Raw genomic sequence first — 16774 nt, 5'->3', positions numbered from 1 at the left:
CTCTTACCTGAGCGGGTCTGGCCCGCATGTGCGGGGCATCGGGCAACTTAGCAGTTGCGTCGGACAGCGCAAATACTCCTCCTGCCCTTATTGATAGTGTGAATCTCCAGCCTGTCGCTCTTCGCCGCCCGCCATTCCAGAGCGGCCCGTGCCCAAGGGTGGCGCTTTTCCGGGACGAAGCCGCGTACGCTGCTAGAATGCGCCGGAACGCGTCCGCCCGGCACAAGGAACGAACATGCCCGCCGCTGCCTACTGGCTCCCCGCCAGCGACGAAACCCCGCTGTACACCCGCCACTGGCCGAGCGCAACGGCCGTCGGCGCGGTGATGCTGTCCCACGGCATGGCCGAGCACGCCGGTCGCTACGAGCGTCTCGCCGCCGCGCTGAACGCTGCCGGCTACCACTTCTATGCGATCGACCAGCGCGGCCACGGCCGGACCGCCGAAGCCGACGAGCTGGGCCACTTCGCCGACCAGGGCGGCTGGGGCAAGGTGGTCGGCGACCTGGCCAGCCTGAACCACCATATCCGCCAGCAGCACCCGGAACTGCCGATCTTCCTGCTGGGCCACAGCATGGGCAGCTACATCTCCATGGCCTACCTGCTGCACCACAGCTGCAGCCTGCAAGGGGCGATCCTTTCCGGTTCCAACTACCAGCCGCAAGCGCTCTACCGGATCGCCCGCCTGATCGCCCGCTTCGAGCGCTGGCGCCAGGGGCCGCTGGGCAAGAGCGCGCTGATCGACTTCCTCTCGTTCGGCTCGTTCAACAAGGCGTTCAAGCCCAATCGCACGGCCTTCGACTGGCTCAGTCGCGATCCGCAGGAAGTCGACAGGTACGTGGCCGACCCGCTGTGCGGCTTCCGCTGCAGCAACCAGTTGTGGGTGGACCTGCTCGGCGGCCTGGCCGATATCACCCCGCCCACCCACCTGCGGCAGATCGATGCCGACCTGCCGCTGCTGGTCATCGGCGGCGAACGCGACCCGGTCAGCCAGGGCAAGCGCCTGGGCGACCTGGCCGACGCCCTGCGCGGTGCCGGGCTGCGCCAGGTGACCCTGAAGACCTATCCCGAGGCCCGTCACGAGCTGTTCAACGAGAGCAACCGCGACGCGGTCACCCAAGACCTGATCGACTGGCTGGAACAGGCCCTGCGCCACCGCCGGGATCATTCGACAAAGGAGAGAACATGAGCCAGGTCCAGAACATTCCCTACGCCGAGCTAGAGGTCGGGCAAAAGGCCGAGTACACCAGCAGCATCGCCGAGCGCGACCTGCAGTTGTTCGCCGCAGTCTCCGGCGACCGCAACCCGGTGCATCTGGACGCCGCCTACGCGGCCACCACCCAGTTCAAGGAACGCATCGCCCACGGCATGCTCAGCGGCGCCCTGATCAGCGCGGCGATCGCCACCGTGCTGCCCGGCCCAGGCACCATCTATCTCGGCCAGACCCTGCGCTTCACCCGTCCGGTCAAGCTCGGCGACGACCTGAAGGTCGAACTGGAAGTCCTCGAGAAGCTGCCGAAGAACCGCGTGCGCATAGCCACGCGGGTGTTCAACCAGGCAGGCAAGCAGGTGGTCGACGGCGAAGCGGAGATCATGGCGCCGGAAGAGAAGCTCAGCGTCGAGCTGGCCGAACTGCCGCCGATCAGCATCGGCTGAGCGGCTTTCCCTACCGTCGGGCCATCCGGCCCGGCGGACTTGCCGGGCCGCCGCGCGCTGCTCTACCCTGTCCGCTGTCTTACCTCAATCATCAGGGATAACCGAAGGCACTCCACCGCCCGAAACCCCTTACCGGGAATCGGAGCCGCCATGGACCTTCGCTTGCTGTTGCTATCCCTGACCACCTTCGCCGCCGGCCTGGCGGAAAGCATCCTGATCGGCATCCTGCCGCCCCTGGCCGAAGACCTGCGGGTCTCCATCAGCCTGGCCGGCCAGCTCACCACCCTGTTCTCCCTCGGCTTCGCCCTCGCCGCACCGCTGCTCGGCTGGCTGACCCGGCGCATCGAACGCCGCCGCCTGCTGCTGGCGACCCTGCTGCTGTTCGCCCTCAGCAACGCGCTCGCCGCCCTCGCTCCGGGCTATCTCGGCCTGCTCCTGGCTCGCCTGGGAATGTCGGCCTGTTGCGGGCTGCTGATCGTCCTCGCCAGCCTGCTCGCCGCCGAGCTGGCCGCCCCGGCCCAGCGCGGCCGGGCGATCGGCCTGATCTTCATGGGCATCAGCGGTTCGCTGGTGTTCGGCGTGCCACTGGGCGTACAGATCAGCGACTGGTTCGGCTGGCGCTGGATCTTCGCCGGCATCGCGGTCTATTCGCTGCCCTTGTGCCTGCTGCTCTGGCGCTACCTGCCGCAACGCCAGGCCGGCGACCTGCCCGGCCGCGAAGGCTACCTGCGGCAGTTGCGCCAGCCCGCGCTGTGGCTCGCGCAACTGGTATCGATCCTGTTGCTCGGCGGGCACTTCACCCTGTTCGCCTATTTCACCCCGTACCTGGCGAGCATGGCCGGTATTCGCTCGCCCAGCGAGATCAGCCTGATCCTCCTGCTGATCGGCCTGGCAGCGCTGAGCGGCGGCTATATCGGCGGCTGGCTGGCCGACCGCCTCGGCCACCGGCGCGCCCTGCGTCTGGTACCGGCGGCCTTCGCCCTGGCGCTGGCGGCGGTGCCGCTGAGCCTGGGCAGCATCGGGTTCCTGCCGGTACTGATGGTCTGGAGCGCGATCAGCTGGATGATCTCGCCGGTGGTGCAGAGCTTCCTGCTGCGCAGCGATCCGGCCAGCGGTTCCGCCGGCGTCGCCCTGAACACCTCGGCCATGCACCTGGGCGTGGGCCTCGGCGCGGCGCTGGGCGGCCTGGTGGTGGCGGCACTGGGAGTCGCCGCGACGCCCTGGGTCGGCCTCGCCCTGGTGCTGGCGGCGCTGGCCTGCGCGCTTGGCGCCAGCACGCTGGATGGCGCCACGCAAGCGCTGCCGTTCAGTCCCCCTGCACGGTGACGCTGGCGGTCATCCCGGCGCTCAGGTGGACATCCGCCGGCACCTGGTCGAGGCGGATGCGCACCGGAATGCGCTGCGCCAGGCGCACCCAGTTGAAGGTCGGCTCGACATTGGCCAGCAACTGGCCGTCCGGCGTCGAGTTGCGGTCGGTGATACCGCTGCTGATGCTCTCCACCGTGCCGTCGATCGGCTGATCGCCGCTCATCAGGCGGACCTGGGCGCGCATGCCGACGCGGATGCCGGGCAGCTTGGTTTCCTCGAAGTAGGCGACCACATAGAAGGACTGCTGGTCGACCAACGCCATCACCGCCTGGCCCGCCGTGGCGTAGTTGCCCTGGGCCAGGCGCAGGTTGGTCACCTGGCCGTTGCGCGCGGCGCGCAGCTCGCTGCGCTTGAGGTTGAGTTCGGCGATCTTCACCTGGGCCAGCGCCTCCTGGTACTCGCTGCGAGCGATGGCAGCATTGATCTGGGCGTTTTCCTTGTCCTCGGCGCTGATCGCGCCGATGCCCAGGCGGCTGCGCCGGGCCGCCTCGTTCTGGCGCAACAGGTATTGCTGGTGACGGGTCTCGGCGACGGCGCGGGCCTGCTCCAGGTTGGCCTGGTAGCGTTCCTGGTCGATGCGCATCAGCACGTCGCCGACCTTGACCACCTGGTTGTCCTTGACCTCCAGGTCGGTCACCCAGCCGGACACGTCCGGCGCCACCACCACCACGTCGGCCCGCACCCGGGCATCGCGGGTCCAGGGCGAGAGCATGTAGTAGCGCCAGAGCCAGATGCCGGCGAGGACAGCGGCAGCGACCACCAGCAGGGTGACGACGACGCGAAGCGATGCACGCATGCGAATCTCCTTCTCGGGGCGACGATTCAGGTCGTAGCCGCCCAGGTAATGCCACTCAACATCAAAATGAACAGGGCGCAGTCGAACAGCGCCTCGTGCCAGACCCAGCGACGCAACGGCGTTTTCTGGATCAGCACCCGCAGCGCGGCGGTGGCCGCCAGCGCCAGCAGGGCATAGACGAACAGCGGGCTGAGGTAGACGCCGCCCCAGGCCGATTCATGCAGACTCATGGCTTTCCTCCTGATGGCACCACTGCTGCCAGGTGAACAGCAGTTGCGCCAGGGCCGCGCGCGCCAGGCGGCTGGCTTCGTCGTCGTGGCGAGCGTCACGCTCCAGGGCTTCGCGCAACGGCAGGCTGATCCGCTCCAGGCGGTCACTGCGCGGACCCGCGGGACCGGCCTCAAGCAGTTCGCCCAGTTCCCCGAGGAAGCGGTCGCGCGCCTTGCGCAGGACGCCACGGGCGCCTTCCAGGCAGGCCCGCAGGTGGATCAGTTCGTTACCCAGGTCGAGCGCCAGGAGGCCATCGTCCCAACGCCGCCGCTCCTGCTCCGGCAACAGGTTGGCGTGCCGCGCCAGGCGCAACAGGCGGTCGGCCATGCGCCCGCCGAACCAGTTCTCCGCCTGCGCCAGCGGGCGCCGGGTGAGGCGGCCGAGATCGACGCAGGTGGCGTCCAGCAGGCGTCGGGTCAGCCAGCCCGGACGCAAGGTCAGCAAGCGGAAGATCACCACCGCGAAGCCGACTCCGATCAGCACGCCCTGGGCGGAATTCAGCAGGGTCGCGAGGTTGTAGTCCATCTGGTTGCGCGGCGCGACCAGGACGATGAAGTGGATCGCGAACGAGGTGGCGGTGCCGGCGGTAACCGGTACGGCCATGCCCAGGGTGGCGAAGAACAGCGGCACGCCCATCGCCAGGCAGAGCAGCGGGAAGCCATTCCACTGCGGCAGCAGCCACTGGCTGACCAGCATCGCCGCCGGGATCGCGTAGACGATGCCGCGCAGGAAGCTCAGGCCGATGGCCACCGCGTTGTCGCGGTTGGCGAACAGGCTGCACACCACCGCCGCCAGCAGCATCGCGCCGGACGCCGCCGGCCACGCGGTATAGATCCAGTAGACCGACAGCCCGAGCAACGCCAGGGCGCTACGCGCACCGTAGAACAGCGCCATCTGCAGGTCGCGGTGCCAGGACAGGGTACCGGCGCTGCCCACCCGCCCCTCGACCTCGCCGCTGGCCACCGCGCGCATGCCCTTCTCGGCATTCACCGCCTTGAGCAGCAGCACCGAGCAGCGGGTCAGCAGGTAACGCTGGTCGTTGCTCCACTGCGGCTCGACCGCGACCTGCGCCAACTCCTCGCGCAGCGCCTGCATCGACACCGGATCAGTTCCTTCCAGGGCGCTGGCCAGCGCGGCCAGCCAGCGCTCCACCCGGCGCTCTTCCTCTTCGCTCAGCCGCGCCCGTTGCCGGGCCACGCCGCGCGCGGTGCGCAACAGGCTGAGCAGGTCGCGCGAGAGCAACGCCAGGGCGCCGGCCCGGCGCCGCCCGCGCTCGCCTTCGAACCAGGCATGGTCGCGCTGCGCATCGACCTCGACGATCTTGCTTAGCGCGTTGAGCAGCCCCTGCGGCTGCCGCTGGCGCGGGTCGATCTCGCCGCGCGCGGCCTGCATGCCCAGCAGCCAGGTGGCGTGGGCCTGCTTGTCGAGGTTCTGCTCGACCCGCTGCGGCCAGAGGATCGCACTGACCGCCGAGGCGCAGATGATCCCCAGGCAGATCTCGGTACAACGCGCCACCGCCTGCTCGAAGACCAGCAGCGGCTGGTCCACCGCCGGCAGGCCAATGATCGCCACCGTATAGCCGGAAAGTACGAAGGCATAGGAAACGTGGTTGCGCAGGGAGGTCGAGGCCGCCGTGCAGAGCCCCAGCCAGAGCGAGATGGCCAGCAGGAACAACCAGGGCGCCTGGGCGAACAGCGCGATCATCAGCACCGACATCGCGGTGCCGACCAGGGTGCCGAGCAGGCGGAACAAGCCCTTCGCCACCACCATGCCGGACAACGGCTGGGACACGATCAGCACGGTCATCAGCGCCCATTGCGGCTGCTCCAGGTCGAAGCGAAAGGCGCACCACAACGCCAGGCCGCCGGCCAGGAGCGTCTTGATGGCGAACTTGAGCGCCAGCGTCGAGGGTGCCAGGAACGGCTTCCAGTGAATGGGCACAGGGTCTTCCGAAACGGGGTCTACATCAGCATAGATAGCCGGCGAACGCCGAGGCGATATGTGCAGCCTATATTATTAGGCTGCTAACAATATCGTCCAGCGACATTCGTAGTATCCCGATCGCTGCGCCGGTGTTTTTCCAGGCGCAAAAAAAACGGGCGACCGAAGTCGCCCTAAGTGCCTTGCGTGCTCTGTGTATCCGGGAGGATCAGCCTTTGCGGCTATGGGAATCCTTCCAGATGAAGTAACCGACCCCACCGAAGAAAGCGACCATGAGGCCTACTGTAAGAATCCCTGCGAGAACCACTTCGTCGATGAACATGTTGATGGCCTCCAGTTGCCGGTTGGGTGTTGCTCGATGGGCTCAGATTAGCGAGGCGCGGCGGCGCAATATTGACCTGGATCAATCGCCCGGACGGGCTTTTTCGGCCAGGTGCATGACACTGACCCAGGTCAAGTTTCGCAGGAGGGAGAATGCGGTCGGACGCCGCAGATAACCGGGAAAAACCTGCCCGATCGCCGCACGTTGCCCGCAGGAATGCGCCGCCGGCGAACGCGGCGGCGGAGGCTTCAGCGCTTCTTCGGCTTGCCTTTCGGCTTCTTCCGCGGCTTGCCCAGCGGCAACACCTGTTCGAAGGCCTTGCGGACCTCCTGCAGGCGCTTCTCGTGCACGTCGTGGATGCGCTTGTCGCGCTCGGCGCTGAGGTCGATCACCTTGTCGTCGTCGTTCATGGCTGGGGGTACACCAGGCGGAAGGTCAGGTTCAAACGGGGCATGCAGGAGCGGCGGGTCTTCGCCACCTGATGTTGCCAATGATGCTGGGTTGCGCCGCGCATGACCAGCAGGCTGCCATGGGTCAGTTCCAGAGAGTGGGCGATGCGGGTCTGGCCCTTGCGCCGCAGGTCGAAGCGGCGGCTGCCGCCGAGACTGAGCGAGGCGACCAGCGGATCGCGGCGCAGCTCTGGCTCGTCGTCGCTGTGCCAGCCCATGGAGTCCTGGCCGTCGCGGTAGTAGTTCAGCAGCACGCCGTTGAGCCGCTGGCCGACCTCGCGCTCCACGCGCTCGCGGATCTCGCCGAGCAACGCGGTCCATGGCAGCGGCCGGTGGACCTGGCCGGAATAACGGTAGGCGGCGTCAGGGTCGCCGTACCAGGCCACCAGGCGCGGGGTCGGATGCTCCTCGCCATGGATGCGCAGGATCGGCTGTTCCCAGGGCGTTTCCTGTTCCAGGCGCAACAGCCAGGCGCTCGCCAGCGGCGCATCCAGCCAATGCGGGAGATAGCGCAGGTCGGCGTCCGGCAGGGTCAGGGGTGCGTCGGCGAACAGGTCCATGGGCCGCAGGTTACTACGCCGCAAGGCCGCTGCTGAAGCCTGGAAAACCAGGGTTACACTTCGATGTCGATCAATTGTCCCTTGCGCGGCAGCTCGTCCGCCTGGGCGCTCTCCCCCGCCTCGTCAGCCGGCGCCTCGTCCCCCTCGTCGCTCCGCGCGTGCGCCTCGCCGCCCTGGCGGCGCTGGCGACGGCGGTATTCCTCTTCCAGCCAGCTTTCCTCGTCGCGCTCCTGGCGCAAGGCGACGCCATCGCTGCCCGCGCCAGCCTGGGTCGGCGCGACCGGCGGCGTGGCCGGACGGGGCTTGGGCGGGTCCTGCTGGACGGTGACCGGGATCAGGCCCTGGGGGATCGGCGGAAGCATGCAGGCAACCTCTCTGGGTAGTGCCGCGTCATGGGTTCTCGCAGCGTGCCGGTTTGCGGCGTTGTTCTACAAGGGTTATCGGTCGACCCGCCGCTCGACTTGAGAACCAGCCGCCAGGCGGTCGCTCCCGTACCGACGGACGGCTCTCCGACGAAGCCGTGGCGCAACACGCAATCCATCGCCAAGCGTCGCTCAACGCCACGCGTTGCGGTACCATACCCGGCTTTTTTGGGAGGTGGACATGGCGCAGTATCAACCGGGGCAACGCTGGATCAGCGACAGTGAAGCGGAATTGGGCCTGGGGACCATCCTGGCCCAGGATGGCCGCCTGCTCACCGTGCTCTATCCGGCGACCGGCGATACCCGCCAATACGCCTTGCGCAATGCGCCGCTGACCCGCGTGCGCTTCGCCCCCGGCGATGAAGTGACGCACTTCGAAGGCTGGAAGATGACCGTCCGCGAGGTCGAGGAAAGCGAAGGCCTATTGGTGTACCACGGCCTCACCGCGCAGAACGAGCAGCGCACCCTGCCGGAAACCCAGCTCTCCAACTTCATCCAGTTCCGCCTCGCCAGCGACCGTCTGTTCGCCGGACAGATCGATCCCCTGCCCTGGTTCTCCCTGCGCTACCACACTCTCGAACGCCGCAGCCAACTGCTCCAGTCCTCGCTCTGGGGCCTCGGCGGCGCCCGCGCCCAGCCGATCGCCCACCAGTTGCACATCGCCCGCGAAGTCGCCGACCGCATGGCGCCGCGCGTCCTGCTGGCCGACGAAGTGGGCCTGGGCAAGACCATCGAGGCCGGCCTGATCATCCATCGCCAGTTGCTCTCCGGCCGCGCCGGGCGGGTGCTGATCCTGGTCCCGGAAAACCTCCAGCACCAGTGGTTGGTGGAGATGCGCCGGCGCTTCAACCTGCAGGTGGCCCTGTTCGACAAGGAGCGCTTCGCCGAAAGCGATGCCAGCAATCCCTTCGAGGACACCCAGTTGGCCCTGGTCGCCCTGGAGTGGCTGAAGGAAGACGAACGCGCCCAGGACGCCCTGTTCGCCGCCGGCTGGGACCTGCTGGTGGTCGACGAAGCCCACCACCTGGTCTGGCACCAGGACCAGGTCAGCGCCGAATACGCGCTGGTCGAGCAACTGGCGGAGATCATTCCCGGCGTCCTGTTGCTCACCGCGACCCCGGAGCAACTCGGCCAGGACAGCCACTTCGCGCGCCTGCGCCTGCTCGATCCGAATCGTTTCCACGACCTCGAAGCGTTCCGCCGGGAGAGCGAGCAATATCGCCCGGTCGCCGAAGCGGTGCAGGAACTGCTCGACCACGGCAGTCTTTCCGCCGGCGCGCGCAAGGCCATCCACGGCTTCCTCGGCAGCGAGGGCGACGAGCTGCTGGCCAGCGTCGAGGGCGGCGATGAAGAAGCTCGCTCGCGCCTGGTCCGCGAGCTGCTCGACCGCCACGGCACCGGTCGCGTGCTGTTCCGCAACACCCGTGCCGCCGTGCAGGGCTTCCCCCAGCGCGAACTGCACGCCTATCCGTTGCCGATGCCGAGCCAGTACGAGGAATTGCCGGCCGGCGAACACCCGGACCTGTATCCGGAAGTGAATTTCCAGCAGCAGTGGGAAGACGGCGACGACAACAACCGCTGGTGGCGCTTCGACCCGCGCGTCGAGTGGCTGATCGATACCCTGAAGATGCTCAAGCAGTTCAAGGTCCTGGTCATCTGTGCCCACGCCGAGACGGCCCTCGACCTGGAAGACGCCCTGCGCCTGCGTTCGGGCATCTCCGCCACGGTGTTCCACGAAGGCATGAGCATTCTCGAGCGCGACCGCGCCGCCGCCTACTTCGCCGACGAAGAGTTCGGCGCCCAGGTGCTGATCTGCTCGGAAATCGGCAGCGAAGGCCGCAACTTCCAGTTCGCCCACCATCTGGTGCTGTTCGACCTGCCGGCCCACCCGGACCTGCTCGAGCAGCGCATCGGCCGCCTCGACCGGATCGGCCAGCGACACACCATCCAGTTGCACGTACCGCACCTGGAGAACAGCGCCCAGCAGCGCCTGTTCCAGTGGTACCACCAGGCGCTGAACGCCTTCCTCAATACCTGCCCCACCGGCAACGCCCTGCAACACGAGTTCGGCCCGCGCCTGCTGCCGCTGCTCGACGGCGGCGAGGACAAGGCCTGGGACGCGCTGCTCGCCGAAGGCCGCGCCCGTCGCGAAGCCCTCGAAGCGGAGCTGCACAGCGGTCGCGACCGCCTGCTCGAGCTGAACTCCGGCGGCGCCGGCGAAGGCGAGGCGCTGGTGGAGGCCATCGAGGAACAGGACGACGACTTCGCCCTGCCGATCTACATGGAGCGCCTGTTCGACGCCTACGGCATCCACAGCGAAGACCATTCGGAAAATGCCCTGATCCTCAAGCCAAGCGAGAAGATGCTCGACGCCGGCTTCCCCCTCGGCGACGACGAAGGCGTGACCATCACCTACGACCGTGCCCAGGCGCTGGCCCGCGAGGACATGCAGTTCCTCACCTGGGAACATCCGATGGTTCAGGGCGGCATGGACCTGGTGCTGTCCGGCTCGATGGGCAACACCTCGGTGGCGCTGATCAAGAACAAGGCGCTGAAGCCCGGCACCGTGCTGCTCGAACTCCTGTTCGTCAGCGAGGCCGTGGCACCGCGCGCCCTCCAGCTCGGCCGCTGGCTGCCGCCGCAGGCCCTGCGCTGCCTGCTCGACGCCAACGGCAACGACCTGGCCGGCCGGGTATCCCTGGAAACCCTCAACGACCAGTTGGAAAGCGTGCCACGGGTCAGCGCCAACAAGTTCGTCCAGGCCCAGCGCGACGTGCTGGCCAAGCAGTTCGACGTGGCCGAGGGCAAGATCGTCCCGCGCCACGAGGAACGCGTGGCCAGGGCCAAGCAGCAGTTCGCCGCCGCCATGGACGAGGAACTGGCGCGCCTGACCGCGCTCAAGGCGGTCAACCCGAGCGTCCGCGACAGCGAGCTGGACAGCCTGCGCACCCAGCGCGAGGAAGGCCTGGCCCTGCTCGACAAGGCCTCCCTGCGCCTCGAGGCGATCCGCATCCTGGTCGCCGGCTGACGCCCGGCAACGGCTGCGCGAAACGAGAAGCCATGGGCATCCCCCATGGCTTCTTTCATTTCATTTCCAGCGAAGGCCACAACGGCGAATGGCCGCGCGGCGACCGTTCGCCCCGTTCCCCGGCCCCCGCCGGGCCGCGAGCCAGGCGTCGCAGCGGAATCGCGACGATCGCCCTGCGACTTATTGACCTCCGGCAAAGGTCCGCCGGCCGCGAGGATCTACAGTGTCCTTGAAGTTTCAAGAACGCCCGGCGGGCGGACACTCACTCTGGAGGGACACCTTATGTACGATCGCATTCTGGTAGCCGTGGACGGCAGCCCGGTCTCCGACCGCGCCCTGGAAGAGGCCATCAAGCTGGCCGGCCTCAGCGGCGGCAAGCTGCGCGTCATCACCATCGTCGACAGCCCGCTGCGCCACCTTCCCGACTACGCGGTGTACTACAACCCCGAGCCGCTGCGCGAAGCCGCGCTGAAAGCCGCCGATGATGTCCTGGCCAAGGCCCGCGAGAAGGTCGAGGCGAGCAACGTCGAAGGCGCCACCTTCGATCGCGTCTGCCAGGAGCGCGCCAGCGAGGAAATCGCCGAGCGCATCGAGCTCGAGGCCCAGGCCAGCGATGCCGACGTGGTGGTCATGGGCACCCATGGTCGTCGCGGCATGCGCCGCCTGATGCTCGGCAGCGTGGCGGAAGGCCTGATCCGCGTGGCTTCGCGTCCGGTCCTGCTGGTCCGCGACAAATAAGGCGAAAGCCGACGAAAAAGGCCGTGGGGGGAATCCTCCACGGCCTTTTTTCTTTCAGCCCCCGTCGCTCACTGGGCTGCCCTGGGCGCGCGGCAACTGGCGAAGATGTCCAGCGCCGGCTGGTACAGCGAAGTCTGTACGTCCAGCAGGCCGAGCACCGAGTGGAACAGGTTGTCGTGGCTCAGGTCCTTGTCGTCGCGCTTGCCGTCCAGGCAACTGCGCTGGATGCCCCAGTTGCCCAGCGCCTGCGGGGCGAACCACATGACCATCGGCACGTGGATCTGCGCCTGGGGCGCGATCGAATAGGGCGCCGCGTGCAGGTAGACGCCATTCTCGCCCAGCGACTCGCCGTGGTCGGACACGTAGATCATCGCCGTATCGCGCTTGTCGGCATTCCGCTTGAGCAATTCGATCACCTTCGTCAGGAAGTGGTCGGTATAGAGGATGGTGTTGTCGTAGACGTTCACCAGCTCTTCCTTGCTGCAACTGCCGAGCTGGTTGGTCCGGCATACCGGCTGGAAGCGCTCCATCTCCTTCGGGTAGCGCTCGTAGTACTCGGGACCGTGGCTGCCATCGGAGTGCAGGACGATGATGGCGTCGTCCTGCAGGCCGTCGATGTACTCCTGCAGGCCTACCAGCAGCGACTCGTCCAGGCAGTTCTTGCCGTCGCAGAACGGACTCGGCTGGGTCTTCGGGATGTCCCGGTTGGGCACCCGCAGGCAGGTGCCCTTGCAGTCGCTGTTGTTCTCCAGCCACAACACCTGCACGCCGGCACGCTGGAGAATGTCCAGCAGGCCTTCGTGGGTCTTGGCCTTCTTGTCGCTGTAGTCCTCGCGCGGGTACTGGGAGAACATGCAGGGCACCGAGACCGCGGTGGAAGTGCCGCAGGAACGGACCTGGGTGAAGTTGACGATGTCCTGCTTGCTCAGCTCCGGGTTGGTCTCGCGAGCGTAGCCGTTCAGCGAGAAATGATCGGCACGGGCGGTCTCGCCGACCACGAACACCAGCAGCGATTTCTTCTGTCGCTGCAGCGCAGCCGGCGCCTGGCGGGCGTCCAGGCCGATCGGCTCGACCACCAGGTGTTCCTTGATCACCAGGCGCTGCTTGGCGTACTTGCCCACCGCGTAGATGTAGTTGGTCGGGTTGATGAAGTGGGTCAGCTTGTCTTCCTCGCGGAAGATCGGGGCGTAGGTGGAATAGAAGCTGCCTACCATTACCGCGACGATCAGCAGGCAGCCGAGCAGCGTCAGGATCTTGTTCAGCAGGCCGCGGAAGAACGGCCGGTAGCGTACCGGCCAGAGCCAGATCAGCAGCGAAGGCAGGACACCGAGCAACAGCAGATAGCCGAGCAGGGTCGGGTTGACCAGGTCGCCGGCCTCGGTGGCGTTGGTCTCGAAGACGTTCTGCACCATCACCGTGTCGATGCTGATGCCGTAGCTGCCCATGAAGTAGGTCGCGCCGGCCGAGCACAGGGCGACCAGGGTCAAGGCCGGCTTGAGCAGCGGGCGGAAGGAAACCAGGGTCAGCAGGAGCGTGAAGGCGGCCCACAGGAACGCCGCGAACGAGGCGAAGAACGCGAAGCCCTTCAAGCCTTGCAGCGGCACCAGGCCATGCAGGGCCTTCCAGGTCGCCGCGTTGTAGAACACCACCAGAACCAGCGCGAACAGCATCACCAGCCGGGTCGAACCGATAGCCGGCAAGAAACGCTTGATACCCCCACCCATTGAAGCAACTCCTGAAACGTAACGGACCGCCGCCACCCCCCGTGGCGGGGCGCCCGAACTCTATCGGGCGCCTGGTCAAAATTTCGTGAAGCCTCGCGAGCCCTCGCGGGCGCAGCGATCATGCCCGTGGCGAGGGAGCCGGAACAAGCTCAGCTATGCCTTTTCTCCCCGGGAAAATGCCGAAACCGGCCGTATGTCGGCGGCCAGCGACTTCCTTCCATGCCGACCTTGCAGGTGGCTCCCGCTATCTATACTGGAAGCACAATGCCACCCCCAGCCCGCACCCGCGCCGTCCGCGGGTTTTCCGTGTCCAGGGAGACACCGCTATGGATTGGCAAGGCCTGCGCTTCCTCGGAGAGTCTCCCGTCGACGGCTACGTGCTGCAGAACTGCACCTATTCGCCGTCGCTGGTGGCGCTCGCCTTCCTCGTCGCCTGCCTCGCCGGGTACACGGCACTGGACATGGTCGAGCGGGTCGGCAACAGCCTGAGCCACCCGCGCCTCTGGCAATGGATCGGGGCGTTCTGCCTGGGCAGCGGCATCTGGGCCACGCATTTCGTCGCCATGCTCGCGTTCCACGCGCCGATCGCCCTGCGCTACGACCTGCCGATCACCGGCCTGTCGCTGCTGATCGCCGTCGCCGCCTCGTACCTGGCGATGAACATGACCGCCCGCCCGCGCTTCGGCCTGCTGCCCTGCCTGCTCGCCGCCTGCTGCATCGGCCTGGGCATCGCTGCCATGCACTACACCGGGATGGCGGCGATGCGCTCGGTGGCCACCCAGTACTACCAGCCATCGCTGTTCGCCCTTTCGGTACTGATCGCCATCGGCGCCGCCTTCACCGCCCTCGCCGCGGTCCCCTACCTGCGCGGCCGGCGCAGCGCGCGCTACCGCTACATGAAACTGATCGCCAGCCTGCTGCTGGCCGGCGCCATCGCCGCCATGCATTTCACCGGGATGGCCGCGCTGGTGCTCAGCGTACCCGCCGGCACGCCGCTGGAACTGCAAGCCAGCGCCGACTCGCTGCGCCTGGGCTGGCTCACCGGAGTACTCGCCAGCGCCATCGCCGCCTGCGGCATCTGGGCCGCATGGTCGGAGAAACAACGGGAGCGCCGGCTCAGCGAAAACAGCCGGGTCAACGCCCTGCTCAACCAGCTCGACCACGCCCACGCCTCGCTGCGCCAGATGGCTCGCTACGACAGCCTGACCGGCCTGCAGAACCGCACGGCATTCAACGAAGTGTTCGTCCAGCACCTGGAGAACTGTCGCCTGAGAGGCAAGGGCCTGGCGGTGATGTTCCTCGACCTCGATCACTTCAAGCGGATCAACGATTCCCTCGGCCACGACTCTGGCGACCAACTGCTGAAGATCGTCTCCGAACGCATCCGCAGCGTGTTGCGCGATAGCGACGTGGTGGCGCGCTTCGCCGGCGACGAGTTCTGCGTGCTCGCCGACCTCACCCAGGACCACGAGGCGCACATCCTCTCGCAACGCCTGATGCAGAAGATGAAGGAACCCATCGCCCTGGACGGGCGCACCCTGGTGATGACCGCCAGTGTCGGCGTCAGCCTCTACCCGAACGACGGCGAGCAGTGCGAGGAGCTGCTGAAGAACGCCGGCCTGGCCCTGCACCAGTCCAAGGCCTGCGGGCGCAACAACGCGCAGTTCTTCAGCCGGCAACTGCTGGTGCGGGCGACCCAGGAACTGCAGATGGAGGAGGAACTGCGCCAGGCCCTGCGCGACGACCAACTGGAGCTGCACTACCAGCCGATCCTCGCCCTCGCCGACGGCGAGGTACACCAGTTGGAAGCATTGGTGCGCTGGCGCCATCCGACCCAGGGCCTGCTCGGTCCGGACCGCTTCATCGGCCTGGCCGAAGCCAACGGCATGATCGACCAGCTCGACGACTGGGTGCTGCGACGCGCCTGCCGCGACCTGCGCAGCCTGCACCTGGCCGGCCACGAACGGCTGCGGGTGGCGGTCAACTGCTGCGCCAGCAATCTCGGCCGGGCCAGCCTGGTCGACGAAGTCCGTCATGCGCTGGAGCAGGCCGGGCTGGCGGCGTGCTTCCTCGAACTGGAGGTGACCGAGGACGCGCTGATGTACAACATCGACCAGACCATCCCGCTGCTCGAACGCCTCCGCGAGCTGGGCGTCAGCCTGTCGATCGACGACTTCGGCACCGGCTATTCGTCGCTCGCCTACCTGCGGCGCCTGCCGCTGGACGCGCTGAAGGTGGATCGCTCGTTCATCATGGACATCCCCGCCTCGCAGCGGGACATGGAAATCGCCCAGGCGATCATCGCGATGGCCCAGAAGCTCCATCTGAAAGTCGTCGCCGAGGGCGTGGAGACTCCGCAGCAACTGGCGTTCCTGCGGGAGAACCATTGCGAGCTGGTGCAGGGCTACCTGTTCAGCCGGCCGCTGCCGCTGGCGGCCCTGGAAGAGTTCCTCCGCGCCTACCGCTTCGACGCCGCGCCGCCGCTGCGCAGCCTGAACCAGGCCTGAGGTTCACTCGACGGCGGTCCGGTATTGCTCCACCAGGGTCGCCGGATCGCGTTCGAGATAGCCCTGGCTGCCGTGCAGACGCATCAACTGCGCGGCCAACCCGCTCATCGGGGTGGCCGCGCCTTGCTCGCGGGACAGCTTCACCGCGGTATCGAGATCCTTGAGCAGGGTCCGTACGTGCCACTTGACCGGCTCGTAACGGCTCTCGGCCATTTGCGGGGCGAGGATCTGCAACGGCTTCGAGTCGGCGAAGCCGCCCGCCAGCGCCGGAGCGACCAGGCTGGCGTCGACCCCGGCCCGCTCCGCCAGCGCCACCACTTCGGCGATCACCAGGGCGTTGCAGGCAACGATCATCTGGTTGCAGACCTTGGTCACCTGCCCGGCGCCCACCTCGCCCATGCGCGTCAGGCGCTGGCCAAGCCGGGAGAGGACCGGCCGCAGGCGTTCGATATCCGCTGCGCGTCCGCCGGCCATGATCGCCAGGCTGCCGCTTTCCGCGCCCGGCGTGCCGCCGGAGACCGGCGCGTCGACCCAGCGCACGCCGCAGCGCGCCTCCAGCTCGGCGGCCATCTCGCGGGTGGCGGCCGGCTCGGCGCTGGAGAAATCCACCAGCAACTGCCCGGGCCTGGCGTTCTCGACGATGCCGCCGGCGCCGAACACCACTTCGCGCACCGCCGCGGTATCGGCCAGGCAAAGCATCAGGATTTCCGCGTCGGCGGCCAGTTCGGCCGGGACCTCGACGGCTTTCGCGCCCTCGGCCGCGAGCAACTCGCGTTTGCCCGGCGAACGGTTCCACACCGCCAGCGGATAGCCGGCGGCCAGCAGCCGGCGGCACATGGGCACGCCCATCAGGCCGAGACCGGCGAAGGCAAGGGAAGGCAGGGAAGCGGACATGGCGAACTCCAATACGCAGCGAATGGGCACGGGGAGCGCCATATTACCCGCGAGGCGCCGGCGAGCAACGCCGCGACGGCTGCCCAAGCGGGCCGCGCACCA

At 67.5% G+C, this 16774-nt stretch carries 15 protein-coding genes; 6 read left to right on the top strand and 9 right to left on the bottom strand.

What is annotated here, in order from left to right; all coding sequences use genetic code 11:
- The first annotated feature begins 235 nt into the window (after window positions 1-235).
- The 3 genes from ACI766_RS08345 (at window position 236) to ACI766_RS08335 (ending at window position 2979) form a co-directional block, all read left to right on the top strand.
- Window positions 236-1186, top strand: coding sequence for an alpha/beta hydrolase (locus ACI766_RS08345; RefSeq protein WP_003122430.1), 951 nt, complete (start codon window positions 236-238; stop codon window positions 1184-1186).
- Window positions 1183-1653: a MaoC family dehydratase gene (locus ACI766_RS08340; RefSeq protein ID WP_003117593.1), complete on the top strand. Its 471-nt coding sequence runs from the start codon at window positions 1183-1185 to the stop codon at window positions 1651-1653. The genes ACI766_RS08345 and ACI766_RS08340 overlap by 4 nt, the downstream gene beginning before the upstream one ends.
- 150 nt (window positions 1654-1803) lie before the next feature.
- Window positions 1804-2979, top strand: coding sequence for an MFS transporter (locus ACI766_RS08335; protein ID WP_003117592.1), 1176 nt, complete (start codon window positions 1804-1806; stop codon window positions 2977-2979).
- Here the strand turns inward: ACI766_RS08335 and ACI766_RS08330 are convergent.
- From ACI766_RS08330 to ACI766_RS08300, 7 genes are all read right to left on the bottom strand, one after another.
- Entirely contained in the window at window positions 2960-3817 is an 858-nt protein-coding gene (locus ACI766_RS08330; RefSeq protein ID WP_003091654.1) for an HlyD family secretion protein, read from the bottom strand. The two genes, ACI766_RS08335 and ACI766_RS08330, sit on opposite strands and share 20 nt — an antisense overlap.
- A 26-nt stretch (window positions 3818-3843) precedes the next feature.
- On the bottom strand, window positions 3844-4047 hold the full coding sequence (locus tag ACI766_RS08325; RefSeq protein ID WP_003091655.1) for a DUF1656 domain-containing protein: 204 nt from the start codon (window positions 4045-4047) through the stop codon (window positions 3844-3846).
- A complete protein-coding gene (locus ACI766_RS08320) occupies window positions 4034-6028 on the bottom strand; it encodes an FUSC family protein (RefSeq protein WP_009876836.1) in 1995 nt (664 codons plus the stop codon). The genes ACI766_RS08325 and ACI766_RS08320 overlap by 14 nt, the downstream gene beginning before the upstream one ends.
- 208 nt (window positions 6029-6236) lie before the next feature.
- Complete coding sequence (gene ccoM, locus ACI766_RS08315; RefSeq protein ID WP_003091657.1) at window positions 6237-6350, bottom strand: cytochrome c oxidase subunit CcoM; 114 nt, start codon at window positions 6348-6350, stop codon at window positions 6237-6239.
- Between the two features lie 248 nt (window positions 6351-6598).
- Window positions 6599-6760 (bottom strand): hypothetical protein, encoded by a 162-nt coding sequence (locus ACI766_RS08310; protein WP_003091659.1) that lies wholly within the window; start codon window positions 6758-6760, stop codon window positions 6599-6601.
- Window positions 6757-7359, bottom strand: coding sequence for an alpha-ketoglutarate-dependent dioxygenase AlkB family protein (locus ACI766_RS08305; RefSeq protein ID WP_087823934.1), 603 nt, complete (start codon window positions 7357-7359; stop codon window positions 6757-6759). Before ACI766_RS08305 ends, ACI766_RS08310 begins: the two co-directional genes overlap by 4 nt.
- A gap of 53 nt (window positions 7360-7412) precedes the next feature.
- Window positions 7413-7721 carry a hypothetical protein gene (locus tag ACI766_RS08300; protein ID WP_003091664.1) on the bottom strand — a complete coding sequence of 103 codons (309 nt, stop codon included), beginning with the start codon at window positions 7719-7721 and terminating at the stop codon, window positions 7413-7415.
- A gap of 235 nt (window positions 7722-7956) precedes the next feature.
- On the opposite strand from ACI766_RS08300, the gene rapA reads away from it, so the two are divergent.
- Both rapA and ACI766_RS08290 read left to right on the top strand, forming a co-directional pair.
- On the top strand, window positions 7957-10809 hold the full coding sequence (rapA, locus tag ACI766_RS08295; RefSeq protein WP_003119658.1) for an RNA polymerase-associated protein RapA: 2853 nt from the start codon (window positions 7957-7959) through the stop codon (window positions 10807-10809).
- A gap of 282 nt (window positions 10810-11091) precedes the next feature.
- Window positions 11092-11547 (top strand): universal stress protein, encoded by a 456-nt coding sequence (locus ACI766_RS08290; protein WP_003091672.1) that lies wholly within the window; start codon window positions 11092-11094, stop codon window positions 11545-11547.
- Window positions 11548-11615: 68 nt separating this feature from the next.
- Here the strand turns inward: ACI766_RS08290 and ACI766_RS08285 are convergent, their stop codons facing one another.
- On the bottom strand, window positions 11616-13271 hold the full coding sequence (locus tag ACI766_RS08285) for a phosphoethanolamine transferase (protein ID WP_003091675.1): 1656 nt from the start codon (window positions 13269-13271) through the stop codon (window positions 11616-11618).
- Between the two features lie 326 nt (window positions 13272-13597).
- Here ACI766_RS08285 and ACI766_RS08280 point away from each other — a divergent pair, with 326 nt between their 5' ends.
- A complete protein-coding gene (locus tag ACI766_RS08280) occupies window positions 13598-15778 on the top strand; it encodes a putative bifunctional diguanylate cyclase/phosphodiesterase (RefSeq protein ID WP_277610295.1) in 2181 nt (726 codons plus the stop codon).
- Window positions 15779-15781: 3 nt separating this feature from the next.
- Here the strand turns inward: ACI766_RS08280 and ACI766_RS08275 are convergent, their stop codons facing one another.
- Entirely contained in the window at window positions 15782-16672 is an 891-nt protein-coding gene (locus ACI766_RS08275) for an NAD(P)-dependent oxidoreductase (RefSeq protein ID WP_003113156.1), read from the bottom strand.
- Window positions 16673-16774 lie beyond the last annotated feature (102 nt).

This window comes from Pseudomonas sp. DL (assembly GCF_047199225.1).
GTDB lineage: Bacteria > Pseudomonadota > Gammaproteobacteria > Pseudomonadales > Pseudomonadaceae > Pseudomonas > Pseudomonas aeruginosa.
The sequence above is the reverse complement of the archived record's forward strand: the minus strand, read 5'-3'. Positions and strand labels throughout refer to the sequence as shown.

Coding starts and splice junctions, on each gene's coding strand:
- ACI766_RS08285 (WP_003091675.1), bottom strand. CDS start 13,271: ATGGGTGGGGGTATCAAGCGTTTCTTGCCGGCTATCGGTTCGACCCGG.
- ACI766_RS08325 (WP_003091655.1), bottom strand. CDS start 4,047: ATGAGTCTGCATGAATCGGCCTGGGGCGGCGTCTACCTCAGCCCGCTG.
- ACI766_RS08340 (WP_003117593.1), top strand. CDS start 1,183: ATGAGCCAGGTCCAGAACATTCCCTACGCCGAGCTAGAGGTCGGGCAA.
- ACI766_RS08330 (WP_003091654.1), bottom strand. CDS start 3,817: ATGCGTGCATCGCTTCGCGTCGTCGTCACCCTGCTGGTGGTCGCTGCC.
- ACI766_RS08345 (WP_003122430.1), top strand. CDS start 236: ATGCCCGCCGCTGCCTACTGGCTCCCCGCCAGCGACGAAACCCCGCTG.
- ccoM (WP_003091657.1), bottom strand. CDS start 6,350: ATGTTCATCGACGAAGTGGTTCTCGCAGGGATTCTTACAGTAGGCCTC.
- ACI766_RS08305 (WP_087823934.1), bottom strand. CDS start 7,359: ATGGACCTGTTCGCCGACGCACCCCTGACCCTGCCGGACGCCGACCTG.
- ACI766_RS08290 (WP_003091672.1), top strand. CDS start 11,092: ATGTACGATCGCATTCTGGTAGCCGTGGACGGCAGCCCGGTCTCCGAC.
- ACI766_RS08280 (WP_277610295.1), top strand. CDS start 13,598: ATGGATTGGCAAGGCCTGCGCTTCCTCGGAGAGTCTCCCGTCGACGGC.
- ACI766_RS08335 (WP_003117592.1), top strand. CDS start 1,804: ATGGACCTTCGCTTGCTGTTGCTATCCCTGACCACCTTCGCCGCCGGC.
- ACI766_RS08300 (WP_003091664.1), bottom strand. CDS start 7,721: ATGCTTCCGCCGATCCCCCAGGGCCTGATCCCGGTCACCGTCCAGCAG.
- ACI766_RS08275 (WP_003113156.1), bottom strand. CDS start 16,672: ATGTCCGCTTCCCTGCCTTCCCTTGCCTTCGCCGGTCTCGGCCTGATG.
- ACI766_RS08310 (WP_003091659.1), bottom strand. CDS start 6,760: ATGAACGACGACGACAAGGTGATCGACCTCAGCGCCGAGCGCGACAAG.